At 61.9% G+C, this 18,223-nt stretch carries 1 protein-coding gene (only partly in view); it reads left to right on the top strand.

The window, feature by feature from the left end; genetic code table 11:
- Positions 1 to 18,171: the 3' portion of a non-ribosomal peptide synthase/polyketide synthase gene (locus tag AC1L34_RS17895; RefSeq protein WP_480034978.1), read on the top strand. 13,350 nt of this gene lie to the left of the window's left edge; only the last 18,171 of its 31,521 coding nucleotides appear in the window; its start codon lies beyond the left edge, outside the window; the stop codon is at positions 18,169 to 18,171.
- Positions 18,172 to 18,223: the final 52 nt, after the last annotated feature.

Consider the following 18,223-nt stretch of genomic DNA (forward strand, 5'->3'; position numbering starts at 1 on the left):
CCCGCATATAACGTGCCGCTAGCGCTTGCCCTGACTGGACCGCTCAACGTGGAGGCGCTTCGGGCTGCCGTAGGCGACGTGGTGGCGCGTCACGAGGTACTGCGTACAACATTCCCGGAGCAAGGTGGAGTTCCATACCAGGCGATCGCTGACGTCGCCGACATTGCAGATCGGCTCGATTGGCGAGTTGTTGACACCGCAGATGCCTTAGCTGCAGATGCTGCAGCAGGCTTCGATGTGACGACCGAATGGCCCGTCCGAGTCCGTCTGCAGTCAAGCGGACCTGCCGAGCACGTGCTCCTCGTCGTCCTGCACCATATTGCGTTTGATGGTGAATCGATGGCTCCATTCGTTCGGGACATGGTCGGCGCATATAGCGCGCGAGTTGCCGGTGCCTCGCCCAGTATCCTGCCTCCGTTAACCGTTCAGTTCGCTGATTACGCACTGTGGCAGCGGTCAAGTTTCGGTAGCTCAGACGATGCGGACTCCGAATTTAGTCGGCAACTTGCGTACTGGGCTCAGCAGTTGGCGGGACTTCCGGACGTCTTGCAACTGCCGACCGACCGATCGCGGCCGAACGTCTCAACTCAGCGGGGTGCCGCTCACCGATTCGAGATTCCCTCATCCGTCGCCGGGCAGATCCGCGGGATCGCGGCGGCGTCGGAATCCACCGAGTTCATGGTTCTGCACGCGGCCTTGTCGGTGCTCTTGGCACGGCTGTCATCGACCGATGATATTGCCGTTTCCACCCCGATCGCCGGACGCGGAGATCGAGTGCTCGATGATCTCGTTGGCATGTTCGTCAACACGCTGATACTGCGAGCTGAGATCGATACGCAGGAATCGTTCACGGAACTGCTGTCGCGTGTCCGAGAAATCGACCTGGCCGCCTATGCGCACGCCGATGTGCCGTTTGAGGTTGTTGTCGACGCCGTCGACCCAGTCCGTTCCGAATCGTTTGCGCCTCTCTCTCAGGTGGCACTCACGGTTGAGCGAAGCGTGGTAGCGGAGTTGGCTGGCACGGAGGTTGATGCCGGGACCGATGCTGGCGGAGCTGGCCTCCGAGTGACAGCGATCGAGCAGTCAGATGTGCCGGCAAAGGTCGATCTGATGTTCGCGGTGGCACCTGCGCGGGACGCTGATTGGGAGGCATCGATCGTCTACGCGACCGATCTCTTCGATGCGGCAACAATTGAACGGACCGCGCAGCGATTTGTTCAGCTTGTCGACCAGCTAACGAGCACGCCGGAAGCGGCAGTCGGCGATGCGGAGATTGTTCTTCCAACCGAAGGTCGGCGTCTGGCACTGTTGTCGGGCGCGACCAGTGCTCGCGCCGCGATGCGTGTATTCGACCAGCACCAGGTCGTTTCCGAAATGCTAACCGAGCATGCGCTAATGACTCCGGGAATGCCTGCCCTCACCTACGGCGACCGCACCTTGACCTACGGGGAGTTGCACCAGCGAGTTACGCTCGTTGCCCGCGCCTTGATTAGCGCTGGGATCGGACCGGAAGATGCAGTAGCGGTGGTATTGCCACGGTCGATCGAGTTGACCGTGGCCTTCCACGCGATTCTCGACGCAGGTGGACGGTACGTGCCGGTGGACCCGGCAGCGACAGTGGAGCGCTTCGAATACGTCGTGGAAACCGCTGGTGCGAAGGTGGTCATCACCGGTAGAGACGCGACGCTCCCCGGGAATTTGGGCGACGTCGAAGTATTGCGAATTGACGCCGATTCGCCGTTGCCCGAGCTTCCTGTGCCGCCGCTGGAGGCATCGGAGCGGCTCGGTCCAATTACGCCCGAGACCGCGGTGTATACGGTGTTTACGTCGGGGTCGACGGGCAAGCCAAAGGGTGTCACCGTCACCCACGGTTCCTTGCGGTCGATGATTGACGACGACTTTGCTCGGTTTGGATTTGGGCCGCGGGACTCGGTGCTGTCAGCGATGGCGACGACGTTTGATCCCTCAATCATTGACTTCCTCCGGCCGGTATCCGAAGGGGGACGTTCGGTCATCCTGCGCCCGGACGGGGAACGGGACCCGCTGTACCTGCTGTCACTGATCGGTGCCGAGCGCGTTACCAATGTCGTGTTGGTGCCATCGCTCCTCGCTGCGGTTCTCGACCTCGCGACAGATGAGCAACTAGCGGACTTCGCATCGGTGCGAACGCTCGCTGTTGGCGGTGAGGCGCTATCACCTGGGCTGGCGGCCGCAGTTCATAAGCGACTCCCGCATGTTCGACTATTTAACCTCTACGGTCCGACCGAAGTCACGATCTATTCGGCGGTCCACGTCGTCGTCGAATCTACCGGTGCGATTCCCTTGGGGCGACCAGTTCTGGACACGTCAGCCCACGTCCTCGACAGCCGCTTGCGGCCGGTACCCGTGGGAGTAGTTGGCGAGCTCTACCACGGCGGCGTCCGCGTGGCACGCGGCTATCAAGCCAGGTCAACGATCACTGCCGAGAGATTCATCGCTGATCCCTTCGGTGAGCCGGGGGCCAGAATGTATCGGACAGGTGACCTGGCGTGCTGGAACGAGGCCGGAGAACTCGAGTATTTCGGGCGCGCTGACTTCCAGGTCAAGCTACGCGGACAACGGATCGAGCTGGGCGAGATCGAATCGACGTTGGCACGTCACACCCACGTCGGGAACGCCGCCGCGGCCGTTGTTGACCTGCCTGCCGGCCAGCAACTCGTTGCCTATGTATCGGGCAGTTCGCTGGATCTCGATGAGCTGAAGGCATACGCCAGCGAGGTCCTACCGGCCTTCATGCGGCCCAGCGGTTGGATGCTCCTCGATGAGCTCCCCTTGAACGCTGCGGGGAAGATCGATCGTCGGGCCTTGCCCGCTCCAGATTTCGCTGTCGCGGAACTTGTCGCGCCGGCAACCGTCGCTGAACAGCTGATCGCCGACATCGTCGCCGAGATTGTGGGACTCGAGACCGTGTCGGTGACCGCATCCTTCTTCGAGATCGGGGGCAACTCGCTCAGCGCCGCTCGGGTCGCGGCGCGCGTCAGTGACACCTTCGATTCGGAGGTCCGAGTCCGGGACGTCTTCGAGTCGACGACCGTCCGCGAACTTGCCGCACTGCTCGATGGCACCGGCGAACACGACCGCGCGCGCCATCGGCTGCGAGCTGTCGTCCCACGCCCGGATGTATTGCCATTGACCTTCGCCCAGCAGCGGATGTGGTTCATAAACCAATTCGACACGACATCGAGCGCGTACAACATCCCGATCCTGCTGGCGCTCACCGGCGATCTTGACGAGGTGGCAATCGCCGGGGCCGTTGCCGATGTGGTCCGCAGGCACGAGGTCCTGCGAACTGTGTTTGTCGCCGACCCCGACGGGACGCCTCGGCAAGTCATCTCGCCCGTTGAACAGGTCGATCACCGACTTGCCTGGACGGTTACTGGTGACCCCGGGGAATTTCGACGGTTGCTGACTCTCGGCTTCGATGTCTCTGATGAGTGGCCGATACGAGCGGCCCTGCTCCGTGATGATTCTCTGACAGGCGAACGCGATTACACGCTCGCGATTGTGGTTCACCATATCGCCAGCGACGGTGAATCGCTGGGTCCGTTGATCGAAGCGCTCCTTGCCTCTTATGAAGCGCGTTCACGAGGGCAGTCTTCGATGCTGCAGCCAATGACTTTGCAAGTGGCCGACTATGCACTGTGGCAGCGGGAGACCCTCGGAACGGTTACCGATCCTGAATCGGTCGTCGGCAGGCAGTTGGCGTACTGGACACAGCAACTCAAGGGGCTACCCGCCGCCATCGCGCTACCCACCGACAGGCCGCGACCCGCGACTATAGATCCGCGCGGTGACGACTACGTATTCGCCATCGATGCCGAACTCGCTGCGGCGATTGAGCAGTTGGCTCGCGAGCATGGGATTACCGAGTTCATGGTGGTGCACGCCGCACTGAGCATTCTCGTGGCTCGATTGTCAGGTGAAACCGACATCGCAGTTGGTGCCGCAGTGGCCGGTCGCGGAGCCGCGGCAGTGGACCAGTTGATCGGAATGTTTGTCAACACAGTGGTCTTGCGCACACGGATTGATCCCAACGAGCCGTCGGCAAGTCTCCTTCGGTCAATTCGTGATGTCGACGTGGCAGCGTTCTCACAAGCCGATGTGCCGTTCGAAGAACTAGTCGATGTCTTGGCACCGGCGCGCAATCTTTCGATACCTCCGCTATTCCAAGTCGGGCTCACCTACCAGGCGAGCAACGGCAGTCGCGGTGCTGCCCTGGAGGCGCTGGAACTTGCCGACGTCACCGTGACCCCTCTCGATCCGCCCGACAAGACCGCCAAGGTCGATCTGTCACTCGGCTGGTCGCGGTCCCAACGTGCCGATGGCACATCGGATGTCACCGGCCTCTTCAACTACGCGACAGCCCTATTCGACGAGCAAACCGTCGCCTCATTCGCAGCGAGACTCGTCGTGATCTTGCGGGCCATCGTTGATCAGCCCACCCTTGCGGTCGGTGACATTAACCTCGCGATTGCCTCGGATCCGTTGCCGGTGCTCGGGAACGTCGCGATGTCGGCGCACCCCGAGACGGTGATCGAGTTGCTTGATCGGCGGCACCTCGACCTTGAATCGGTGGCGCTCCAATGCGAAGGCACCACCCTGACATACCGGGAGTTCGAAGCCCGGACCAACCAACTCGCACGGGAGTTGATTACGCGCGGTGCGGGGCCGGGACGAGTGATCGCACTCGGAATCAGTCGCAGCGTCGAATCAGTCTTGGCAGTGTGGTCCGTGGTGAAGACTGGTGCTGCTTACTTACCTGTTGATCCGGCGCTGGCCGACGATCGCGTCATGCACATGCTGCGCGATGCCGGTACCGACTTCGGCCTGACAACCGAAGCGGATCTGCCGCGACTCAATGTCGGCGAGTGGATTTCCATCGACGGCACCGAACTCGCCCAGCGATTGCCCGATCTGTCATCGGCGCCTTTGACCGCTGCTGATCGCCTGGGTGAGCCGACGCTCGATGACATTGCTTACTTGATCTATACATCCGGTTCTACTGGACTGCCCAAAGCCGTGGCGGTGTCGCACCGAGGCATTGCGAACGTTGTTGCAGCACAAACGGAAGTATTTGGTACGAAGCCTGACGGTCGGGTCCTGCACGTCGCGTCCCCGAGTTTTGATGCGGCGTTCTTCGAAATGATCTGGGCCTACGCGCGCGGTGCGGCGCTGATCGTCTCGCCAGCTTCGGTCTACGGCGGCGAAGATCTCGCGCGGGTCATCGCCGATGGAGCGGTGACCGAACTGGTGCTGACGCCGACGGTGTTGGCGACCATGGATCCCGACAGTTTGCCGTCGTTGCGTACCGTGACGGTGGCAGGTGAAGCATGTCCTCCAGAGCTCGCAGCTCGATGGTCGACTGGACATCGGATGGTTAACCTCTACGGACCGTCGGAGACAACGGTCTGGGCTACCGCGGGCCCAGTGCGCCGCGACGAAACGGTCACCATTGGCAGCCCGATCTCCGGCGTCACCGCAACCGTCCTCGACGCCAGACTCCATGCGGTACCTGTCGGGGTCGTCGGCGAGTTGTACCTTGCCGGTGATCAGCTTGCGCTGGGTTATCTGCACCGCAGTGGATTGACCGCGAGCAGATTTGTGGCAGCGCCACAGGGCGGGCCTGGCACCCGGATGTATGCCACCGGTGACCTCGTTCGTCGAACGAACACCGGTGATCTCGAATATGTGGGGCGCGCCGACTTCCAGGTAAAGATCAACGGACAGCGCGTAGAACTGGGGGAGATCGACGCGGCACTCACGGCGCAGGTAACTGTGAGCCAGGCGGTGACGGTTGATCGCCGATCTGCTGCCGGTCGAACGCTCCTCGTCAGTTACGTTGTGCCTGCGGCTGGCGAAAGTGTCGACACCGACGAACTCCTCGTCGCACTCAAACGCCGACTCCCGGGTTACATGGTGCCGTCGACAGTCGTCACACTTGAGGCATTGCCTACGACCACCCTCGGCAAGCTTGATCGGGACGGTCTCCCTGAACCGGTGGCTATTGAGACGACGAGCTTGGCGGTGGAACCAACCAACGAAACTGAGGCATCGATTGCCCGAGTCTTCGCCGGAGTTCTCGGGCAAGCCCGCGTCGGGGTAACCGACTCCTTCTTCACCATGGGCGGTGACTCGATTGCTTCGATCCAACTCGCATCGGCATTGCGGGCAGCAGGCCATCGGCTGAGCCCTCGCGACATCTTTGAGAACCCGACCGTCCGCGGCCTGGCGAGGTTAGCCGTCGACAGTGCAGTTGTGCTCGACGAGTACGCAGGTGGCGGCAAGGGCTTAGTGGCGCAGTTGCCGCCGATGGTCCGATGGATGATTGAGCGATCAGACAGTCCAGAAGACTTCGCCGATTTTTCGCAGGCCGTTGTACTGAATTTGCCTCCGGCCTTGACTGCCGATACTTTGCGTGCCCTGTTGGGTGAGCTCGCCGCAGTGCATCCCATGTTGGCCGCGACATTGGTCGAGCGCGACGGCGCGTGGGAACTAGTCGCCGGGAACGCCAGCGAGCCGCCGCATGTTCAGATCGACGACATTCGGATCGCTGACCGGCCGGAGAGTTGGAGTCGGGCGCTGTCTGACGCGCACCGTCGGGCGCTTAGGCACCTCGATCCGAGCACCGGGGTGGTCGTATCGGCCGTTGGCACCCGAAGCGATGCTGGTTCGGGGCGAATTGTCGTCGCAGTCCATCACATAGCGGTCGACATCGTCTCCTGGCAGACGATCCTGGGTGACCTAGCGACAGCTTGGGCTCAGCACTCGAGTGGCGAGCGGATTGACCTCGTAGCGGAGGGTACCTCCTTCCGGCGGTGGGCCGGTGTCCTTGGGGAGTGGGCCCAAGCTGCTGGCGACCAGGAGGAGTACTGGCGCAGCCAGTTGCCCGGCGAGCATTCAGTCCGCATTTTGGCAGGAAGTTTCGACCGCACTCGCGATCGTGAGTCGACCGTCGAATCGGTCGCCACGCTTGTGCCTGCCACCCTGACTGAACAGACACTCGGTGACGTGGTGGATGCATTCGGCGGGAGCGTTGAGGACCTGCTTGTGGCGAGCCTCGCCTCGGCTGTGCACCGACTGCACGGAGTTGTCGGGCAATCCTCGGTAAGCCTGCTGCTTGAAGGTCATGGCCGACAGGAACACCTGGTGCCCGGTGCCGACATCAGTCGCACCGTTGGTTGGTTTACGACGCTGGAACCGCTAGCAGTCGCGGTGTCGTCCGACCCTATCCGCACCGTGAAGGCCACGCGCGAGGCACGAGCGGCCCAACCCGACGGCGGCATAGCGTTTGGGCCGTTGCGATACCTTGGCGGAGAATCGAGCATCGCGACTTACCCGCTACCCGAAATTGGATTCAACTTCTCGGGTATCGGAACATCGACCGTCACGGGCGAGACGGGAGATTCGACGAAGGCGACACAGATCTATCCGATCGGTGGAGGTCCGGTCTTCCCGTCGACCAGAGGTGGCGCGATGGTGGCGCTCAACCCGGTCTCAATCAACGTCTCCGTGCAGCATTCCGAAGCTGGCCGGCAGTTCGACCTACACCTTGCAGCGCCCGCCGCAGTGCTCGATCGAACTGCGCTGTCGGAGTTGTCCGTAGCCTGGCAGGAGGAGTTGGCTCGGATCGCCGAACGCGTTGCTGACGTAGACGGTCGAGTTGGTCCCAGTCCGATGGATGTTCCGGGCGAGGATCTTGGACAGGACGAGATCGACGAGATTCTGCGGCGGTACCCAGATACGTCGCTGTGGCCATTGTCGCCACTGCAGCGCGGTCTGTTCTTCCAGTCCGAGATTGTTGGGGATGACACCGACGTTTATGTAACTCAGGCTGTGCTGCACCTGGCTGGAGCCGTCGACGAGTCGCGACTGGAGCGTGCGCTCAACGCGGTCGTCAACCGAAACGCAGCCCTGCGAGCGGCCTTTGTTCGCACCTCATCCGGTACTCCGGTGAGCGTGATCGCCGATCGACTCGACATCGGACTCGTGGTGGAGGACGTTCGCGAATCCACGGAACCGAACTCGGCTTTGACAGCATTGGTCGCCGACGAGAGGCATCGACGGTTTGATGTCGCGTCAGCTCCGCTGATTCGATTCATGTTGGTCCGTTTGCCAGGCAATGACGCCCGATTGGTGGTCACAAACCATCACTTGATTCTCGATGGCTGGTCCGGTCCCTTGCTACTGGGGGAGATTTACTCGGCGTATGGCACCGAGGATGCTCCAGCGGTCACAGCCGACGGCTACCACGACTTCCTGACCTGGCTGGGGCAGGCCGATCGAGAGGCTGACCTCAAGGCTTGGACCACTGCCTTGGCAGGCGTCGAAGGGCCGACTCTCGTTGGCACGGGCGAGGTGAATTCACCTGCTGAAGAATCGCGCGAGATCCGGGCGGAATTGGACGAGGTGACCGGGGCGAGGCTGCACGAGGTGGGCCGCACACTCGGCGTTACGACGTCGACCCTGCTGCAATTGGGGTGGGCGATCCTGCTCTCGCGCTTGACTGGATCCGAGACAGTCGTGTTCGGCGAAACGGTCTCGGGTCGTCCCGCCGAGATCGCCAGTGCGGCGACGACCATCGGCCTCTTCATTAATACTTTGCCCTCACCGGTGACGGTCAGGAAGGACACCACGGTCAGGGATGCGGCGATCGCATTGCAGAGTGCAAAGACCGGGTTGCTCGGGCACCAGCATGTCGGTTTGGCTTCGATTTTCGAAGCGACCGGGCATCCATCGCTCTTCGACACATTGTTCGTATACGAGTCGTACCCACTCAATCCCGCGCAGTTCGCGAGCACCGAGAATGGGCACGGCGACGGTCTCCAGATCACCGGCCTGGACGCCGCAGACGCGACACACTACCCGCTGACCCTATCCACGGCACCCCATCCCGGGGACGGCCAAGCGATCTCCCTGACCCTGAAGTACCTCTCCGGACAGATCGCGCCAGCACGTGCGCGATCGCTGTCGGAAACTCTCGTCCGGATACTGACCGTCATCGGTGACGCCCCGGAATGTCTGATTGGTGAGATTGCCCTGATCGACCCGGCAGAGGCAGAAATCTCCGGGCTCCTTCCTGCAACCAGTGGTCCCGCATCTGATCCGATTGTGCTCGCCGACATGTTTAGTGCAGCGGCCACCCGGGCGCCGGAGCGGATCGCGGTTCTCGACGGATCGGGACGTACACTCACCTACCGAGGACTTGACGAAGCATCGAATCGCCTTGCGCGCTGGCTTATCGAGCAAGGTGTTGGGGTGGAACGGCCCGTGGCGTTGGCGATCGGTCGATCGGTGCAGTTGCTTACCGCAATTTGGGCCGTGGCGAAGACCGGCGCGCCCTATGTTCCAATTGACCCCGACTACCCGGCCGAGCGGGTGGCGGCCATGGTGGAAGACTCTGGCTCAATCCTCGGGCTGACGGATACTTCAGCGGGTGAATTTCCGTCAAACGGCTTCGAATGGGCGTGCATTGATGACGCCGCGGTCCGGGCCGCAATTGAGCAGCGCGCGGCCGGACCGTTGCAACCGGACGAGTTGCCCGCGCCATTCGGTTCCGCGAATCTGGCATACATCATCTACACCTCGGGTTCGACGGGCCGCCCCAAGGGCGTCGCGGTGTCGCATTCGGGTTTGGCGAACTTTGCGCACCAGGAAGCGCTGCGACTCCAGGCCAGCGACGGAACGGTCGTGCTTGGATTCGCGTCCCCGAGTTTCGATGCGTCAGTGCTGGAGTACCTGCTGGCAACGGTAGCCGCAGGCACATTGGCGTACCGACCCGTCGAAGCGGTCGGCGGGCCCGCCTTGGAACGGTTCATCTCCGACTACCAGATCACGCATACTTTCCTGACGCCGTCGGTCCTAGCAACGATGGACCCAACGCGGGTGCCATCCTTGGTATCGATCGGTGCGGGAGGCGAGGCTGTTCCGCAGTCGCTCGCCGACCGCTGGGCAGCGCATACTGAATTGCGCGATTTATACGGTCCTACGGAGACGACGATTGCCGTTACGATTGGCACCGCAATGCAGGTCGGAGAGCCGGTAACGCTCGGTGGGCCGATCGCCGGTGTGAGTCTAAAGGTGCTTGACGATCGACTGAATCCGGTGCCCGCCGGTATTCCCGGCGAACTCTATGTGTCGGGGCCAGCGCTCTCGCGCGGTTACCTTGACCGTCACGCCTTGACCGCTGAACGTTTCGTCGCCAACCTGCACGGGACACCCGGCAGTCGGATGTACCGCACCGGAGATGTCGTGCGGTGGACAGTGACCCCGGCGGGTGCGCTCAGTCTCGAATACTCGGGCCGGTCGGATGAACAAGTCAAGCTCCGCGGACTCCGCATCGAACTCGGCGAGATTGAGAATCTCTTCGCCGAGCACCCGGCCGTTCGGAGCGCGGTGGTGGTCGGTGTCGGCGGTTCGATCGCCACCGCATTGGCGGCGTACGTCGTCCTCATTAACGACGGGCCATCCGACCACTCGGCCATTGTCGAGGATCTGCGGAGATTCGCGAGTATTCGCCTCCCGGCTCACATGGTGCCGTCGTCCGTCACAGTCTTGCCGGAACTCCCGCTGACACCTGTCGGAAAGCTGGACAAGAGGGCGCTCCCGGCACCGGAACTTCCGGCGACGGAATACCGAGCGCCGCAGGAGGGCACCGAACGAGTCATCGCTGATGTCGCAGCGGAAGTGCTCGATCTCGATCCCTCGTTGATTTCCGCCGATGCTGGATTCTTCGAACTTGGTGGTGACTCATTGTCCGCTGCCAGATTCGCGGCGAGACTCGCCGACCGAATCGGAATTGTCGTGTCCGTGCGAGACGTCTTCGAAGCAGCAACCGTGAGCCAGTTGGCTCACCGACTGTCAGCGAACGAGGCCAGAGATGCATTGCCGCCGGTCGTGGCTGAAGCGGTCAGGCCTGACCGAATTCCGTTGTCGTTCGCACAGCAGCGGATGTGGTTTATTAATCAGCTTGACCCGGCAAGCGGTACCTACAACGTTCCGACGGCGCTCCGAGTCACGGGCCCGTTGCAGCTGGAGGTGCTTCGCGAGGCGCTGGTAGACGTTATTGGACGGCACGAGGTGTTGCGGACCAGATTCCCGGCAGCGGGAGGAACCCCGTACCAACTGGTCGATGCCATCAGTGATGTTGGCCAGCGGTTCGACTGGGCAGTCGTAGACTCTGAGAGCGAGATTGAAGCAGCCTCGATTCGTGGATTCCGGCTCGCAGAGGACTGGCCGATCCGAGTACGGGTATTCCGCCAGTCGACCGACGATCATGTCGTCGTGATCGTGCTCCATCACATCGCGGCGGACGGTGAATCTATGAGCCCGTTGATCAGCGATCTTGTGACCGCGTACACGGCACGGCGACTGAACCAATTGCCTCGATTCCGGCCGTTGCCGGTGCAGTTTGCTGATTTTGCGATCTGGCAGCACCGAGTCCTGGGAACGCCGGACGATCCGGAATCCGTCGTTGGTCAACAACTCGATTACTGGGTGCGGCAGCTCGAGGGGCTGCCCGACGTCTTGGAAATTCCGGCGGACCGTCGGCGCCCGCAGCAAGCGTCGGGGCGGGGTGCACGTGTTGACTTCACCATTCCGGAAGCGCTCGCCGCACGTGTTCGTGCCGTAGCAGACAAACGAAACCTCACGCCTTTCATGGTGTTGCATGGGGCACTGAGTGTTCTCTTGGCTCGGCTGAGCGGTGAACACGATGTGGCCGTTGGGACCCCGATTGCCGGACGCGGACAAGAAGTCCTGGATCCGTTGGTTGGGATGTTCGTCAACACCTTGGTGCTGCGATCGAAGGTTGACGTGGCGACATCTTTTGCGAACTTGCTGTCGCAGGTGCGGGAGAGCGACGTGGCGGCATTTGCACATTCTGATGTGCCGTTCGAGGCAATTGTGCAAGCAGTCGATCCGGTCCGCAGCCAGGCATTCGCGCCGCTCACGCAGGTCATGCTCGTGGTGACGAATGCTTTGCAGGAGTCGATTGAACCGGTAGAGATCGGCGATATCGGCCTCACCAGGCTGGAGCCGACCGAAGTTCCGGCACAGCGCGATCTGACGTTGAACGTCGAGCTGAGCGCGCAGCAGTGGGCAGGGTCGGTCATCGTCGCGACTGATCTTTTCGATACCGCGACAGCATCGTTGTTTGCCGATCGCTTCGTCCGATTGTTGGATGCCCTAACCGCAGACTTGGATGCGGCAGTGGGCGATGTCGAGATCCGCACGCCGGAAGAACTCCGGGCTCTTGATGCTCGGCCGCTCGCGATCACCGAAACCGTGAACAGCGGATGGACTTTGCCATCGCTGTTCTCGCAGATGGCTGAGCGGCGAACAGACGCAATAGCGGTAACCGCCGGAGCAACGCACCTTACCTACGCCGACATTGACCGGAGATCGGACGCGGTGGCATCATCGCTGACCGCGCGCGGAGTGAAGCCGGGTGATCTGGTTGGTGTCGCAACCTCGCGCAGTGTGGATCTAATGTCGGCGATTATCGGCGTACACAAAGCCGGTGCTGGCTATCTACCGCTCGATTTGGGCAACCCGATTGAGCGGCTTGCCTACATTGTCAGCGACGCGCAGGTGTCGTTGATCATCGTTGATTCGACGACCGCCAATCACGGGTTGTGGGCGCACCTCGATGCGACAGCTACGACCGCCGACGTTAAGTCGCTTATCGATGCGACGGCTAGTGTGTCGCCGATGGTGCCGGTGCCGGCAGATTCACGCGCCTATGTGATCTACACGTCGGGGTCGACCGGCCGCCCTAAAGGCGTGGAGGTGACGCACCGAGATGTCGTCACGCTCATCGACAGTGCCGCACAAGACTTTGACTTCCGGGACTGCGACGTATGGACGATGTTCCATTCGTACGCCTTCGACTTTTCGGTATGGGAGATGTGGGGACCGTTGCTCTCCGGAGGGCGCCTGGTCATCGTGGACCGCGATCTGGCGCGCGACCCGGTGGCGTTCCTGTCTGTGCTCGCCCGTGAACGGGTCACGGTCCTGAGCCAAACGCCATCCGCGTTCTACCAGCTGGCCGAAGCGCGGCGACGTAGTCCCGTCGAACTGGGTCTGCGCTATGTGGTCTTCGGCGGCGAGGCACTGAGCTTCGAGCAGGTTGGTCGCTGGTTCCGGGACAACCCCGGGGACCAAGCGGTACTGGTCAACATGTACGGAATTACCGAAACTACGGTGCATGTCAGTTTCCGTCCCATCGATCCCAGCGCGGTTGGCGCGGGTGATGCTTCGTTTATCGGTCGCCCTCTGTCGTCGTTGGCGATTCACCTCCTCGACGATCGACTCCATCCGGTTCCGGACGGCGTCGTTGGCGAAATGTACGTCAGTGGTGGCCAACTAGCTACCGGATATTTGGGGCAGCCTGGACTATCTTCGACGCGATTCGTTGCCGATCCCTTCGCATCAGATGGTTCGCGCATGTATCGAACCGGTGACCTCGCACGCCGTCGAGGTGCAGACCTGGAGTACCTGCAACGTGGCGATGCGCAGGTACAACTGCGCGGCTTCCGTATCGAGTTCGGAGAGATCGAGGCCGCGCTCCTCGCGGTTGTCCCGCAGGCTACCGCTGCGGCAGTGCGCCTCGCCCACGACCCGGTGATCGGTGATCGCCTGCTCGGCTATGTGATGGTCGATGCGACGACCGTCGTGGACGCGGCCAGCGTCCGGACCGCGCTCGCACTGCAGATCCCCGGCTACATGGTGCCGGACGATGTGATCGCTTTGCCAGCATTGCCACTCACCGCGAACGGCAAGATTGACCGGGCCGCGCTGCCACTGCCAACCGCCGAACTGGGTGAGCACGTTCGGGCGGGTACATCGGACGAGCTCGCCGTGGCAACAGTCTTCGCCGATCTCCTCGGACGAGACGACGTTGGGGTTACCGCGTCGTTCTTCGAGCTCGGCGGCAACTCGCTTCTCGCCGCGCGCCTCTCGGCCCGCGTCGCCGATGCGTTGGGGGTTGAGGTTTCTGTTCGAGATGTCTTTGACGCTCCCAACGTTCGATCACTAGTTGCCGCTGTTCGCGGCCGCGGCCGAGGTCTGGCGGCGGTCGTCGCCGTTGACCCCCGGCCCGCTGTGGTTCCGCTTTCGTTCGCGCAGCAACGGATGTGGTTCATCAATCAGCTCGAGCCAGATTCCGCGGCGTACAACATCCCGCTGGCGGTGAGCATTGCGGGTGAACTTGACATCGAGGCGCTGCAACATGCCGTCGTCGATCTGATCCGTCGCAACGAAATTCTGCGGACGACCTACGCCACTGACGAGCATGGTGCCGGGCATCAGCAGATTCGTCGAGTCGACGAGATCGGTGAGCTACTCGATTTCGCCGAGATCGATGCAATGGATGAATTCCTTGCGTCGGTACATCGCGGATTCGATGTTGGATCCGATCTACCGATCAGGGTGCGGGTGCTGCGTGAACGGTCTGGCGGCTCGTACCTACTGGTTGTAATCCACCACATTGCTGGCGACGGGCAGTCGCTTGCGCCCTTGCTGACCGAGGTGATTTCCGCGTATTCGGCGCGAGCAGCCGGTCAGGAACCCGGGTGGGCGCCCCGAGCGGTCCAATTCGCGGACTACGCGCTATGGCAACACCGCGAGTTCGGCTCGATCGACGACCCCGATTCCCTCGTCAGGAAGCAGTTGGACTACTGGCTCCTGCAACTGAGTGGTCTGCCTGACGTACTTGAGCTGCCATCCGATCGACCACGGCCAGCGGTCGCGAGTATGCGAGGCGCGAGAGTGAAGTTCAGCCTCACCCCAGATGTTGTTCGCCGCGTGAATGATGTCGCGACCGTGCTCGGTGCGACGCCGTTTATGGTGGTCCACGCGGCCCTGGCCGTGGTCCTTGCTCGATTGTCAGCAACGGACGATATCGCGGTGGGCACGCACGTCGGCGGACGCGGACAGGCAGTGCTGGACGACATGATCGGGATGTTCGTGAACACCCTGGTTCTGCGAACCCAAGTCGCCAACTCGACACGGTTCGACGATTTAGTAAGGCAAGTGCGGCAAGTTGATCTCGATGCTTTTGCTCACGCTGACGTGCCGTTCGAGCAGATCGTAGAGCGGCTGAATCCGGTCCGTTCGCAGGCGTTCGCCCCGCTAATGCAAGTGCAGCTCTCGTTCAACCAAGATGGGGCGGGACTCGGTGCCAACGACTCCGCAGAGCTTGAGGTTGCGGGCTTGCAGATATCGTCAATGGACCCGGGCGACCCAGTCGCGCAGGTGGACTTGACTGTCGGGTTGTGGACCGGACCAGAGGGGGCCGAGTGGGAGGGCTCCGTCATCTACGCGGTGGACATGTTCGACGAAGTGACAGCATCGCGCTTCGCGAATCGGCTGGTCACAGTGCTCGACCAACTCACTCTGGATCCGTCCCGGGCAGTCGGTGACGTCGACCTGCGGACCGCAGACGAAAGCGCTGAGACCACCGGTGTCAGCGAGGGATGCACGCGGCCGATAGCCCCATCGGTCTTGCCCGATCTGCTGTACGCGCAAGCGGCCCGAACCCCGGCGGCGTCGGCTTTGGAATTCTCTGGTCGTTCAATTTCGTATTCGGAGTTTGCTGGCGGGGTCAGCTATTTCGCACGACGATTGATTGCCGAGGGGATCGGGCCTGACTCTGCCGTCGCGGTGTGTATGCCGCGATCAGTCGACATGGTGCTGGCGATCCACGCGATCGGTGCGGCTGGCGGCGCCTACGTGCCGATTGATCCGGATGCGCCAACTGAGCGAGTGCAGTACATGCTTGCGACGGCTGGCGCGAATCTGGTCCTCATCTCCGGTGACGGCGCGCTGGCGTCACCGATGGCCGGTATCGGCTCGGACATTGTTGTCCTCACCGTCGACGCCGAACGTGCGATCGCAGCTGGAATTGGGAATTCGGATCCGGTTACCGACCGCGATCGAATCGCGCCGTTGCGCGAAGAAAACGCAGCCTACACGCTGTTTACGTCGGGGTCGACGGGGCGGCCCAAGGGGGTAACACTCAGCCATCGCGCGGTAATCAACCGCCTCTGGTGGGGACTCGATGAATTGCCGATCGATCACACCGATGCGGTCGTGCTGAAAACGCCATACACCTTCGACTGCTCTGTTCCGGAGATATATGCGCCGTTGATGGTTGGCGCACGGATGATCATCGCGGAAGCAGAGGGACACCTCGACCCGCGGTACCTCTGCGATCTAATTGCTGCGACCGGTGCCACGATGGTGCACTTTGTACCGTCAATGCTGTCCGTATTCCTTGAGATCGCCGGTATCGAGAGAATCAGCGCGCTAAAGACGGTGAAATACGTTTCCACCACAGGTGAAGCACTGCCGCCAGCGGTCGCCGCGCAGACGCGCGCGGCTTTCGCGAGCGCCGAACTCTACAACTTGTACGGCCCGACGGAAGCCGCCGTCGAGATTACGTATGCGAAGGTGGAGACCAGTGCGGATGCGGTAACAGTTCCCATTGGTGTGCCCGTGTGGAACTCCACCGCTTATGTGCTTGACGATCGACTCCATCCAGTCGTGCCGGGTGCGCCCGGAGAACTGTACGTCGGTGGAGTTCAACTCGCGCGAGGCTACGCCGCACGCCCGGACCTCACGGCCGAACGCTTCATTGCCGACCCGTTTGGTGGGCCGGGGCAGCGACTTTACCGAACCGGAGACCTCGTCCGGCATGGTGCTGATGGTCAACTCGAGTACCTGGGACGTACTGACTTCCAAGTGAAGCTTCGCGGACAACGAATCGAATTGGGCGACGTTGAAGCCGCCCTCAGCGGCATGGCTGGCGTCGTCCATGCGGTGACCACTGTGGCTCAGGCCCCCGGTGGAGGTGAACACCTTGTTGCGTATCTATCTGGCACACCGGAGGCGCCGATTGACCTTGCCGCAATTAAGGTCGACCTCGCCCGTGCTCTTCCGGAGTACATGCGGCCCACGGTGTGGATGCTTGTCGACGAGATCAAACTGAATTCTGCAGGAAAGATCGACCGGAAATCCCTTCCAGATGCAGACTTCAGTGGTTCATCCGAGGAGTTCGACGAACCGGACGGTCAAAGAGAATCGGTCATCGCGGAGGCTTTCGCCGCAGTCCTTGGCATCGAGAGGGTCTCGGCGACGTCGAGTTTCTTCAGTCTAGGTGGCAACTCGCTGTCCGCTACGCAGGTGCTTGCTCGGCTGCGTGAGCAGATCGCCCCAGACATTGAGTTGGCGTGGATCTTCGACGAACCCACCGTTCGGGGATTAGCTCGACGAATTGACTCGGGATACAGCGGCAACAACGGGGTCCTGCTCGGCCTTCGTACCGAGGGAAGTCTGGCGCCGCTATTCTGTGTCCATCCGGCTGGCGGATTGGCCTGGTTCTACGGAGGCCTGGCACCGTACCTCGCAGATCGGCCGATATACGGACTGCAAGACCCGGCGGTGGCGGCAGGCGAGGACGAGGTGGAATCGGTGTCCGAGCTCGCCTTGCGCTACGTCGATGAGATCCAACGTGTCCGCCCAAGTGGACCGTACAATCTTCTCGGGTGGTCCCTCGGTGGACTAGTCGCCCATGCCATGGCAGTGGAACTGCAACGCCGCGGCGAGCAAGTTGAGTTCCTGGCGGTCATGGATGCCTCGCCTGTTAGGTCATTGGAGGGCGATTCGGTAGGAGACTCTGCAGGTGCTGGCGACGTTCCGCAAGAGGAAGGCAGCGCAGAGCTCGTCGGTGACCTTCTCGGTGGCTGGCGGGAACTGTTCAACCTCGGTGAGGCAGTCCGCGCTGAGAAGCCCGAAGACGTGGCAGATGTCATTCGAAAGACCATCGTCGGTACGGGCCTGCTCAGCGAGGCCCAGGTGCAACGGGTGATGGATAGCTTCGAACGTTCTGATCGGATGGTTCCGGAGCACCGTGCTGACAGATACACCGGGGCGATGCTGCTGTTCACCGCAATCCGCGACAAGCCAGATGGTGTCGACCTCGTCGAAGACTGGCGGAAGTTTGTTACCGGCTCCATCGTGAACGTTGACGTTGACACGCACCATCTGGGTATGGCGAATCCCGAAGCCCTTGAGATAATAGGCCCGGCAATTGAGGCTGCCCTTGGGGACAGGCTCGAAGCCAGCGGGGCATGAGTTCACAGATCTAAGCCGAATTGGCGCAAGGTGCGTCCGATGAAAGGAAGAG

The sequence above is a fragment of the Gordonia sp. 34D genome (assembly GCF_056682775.1).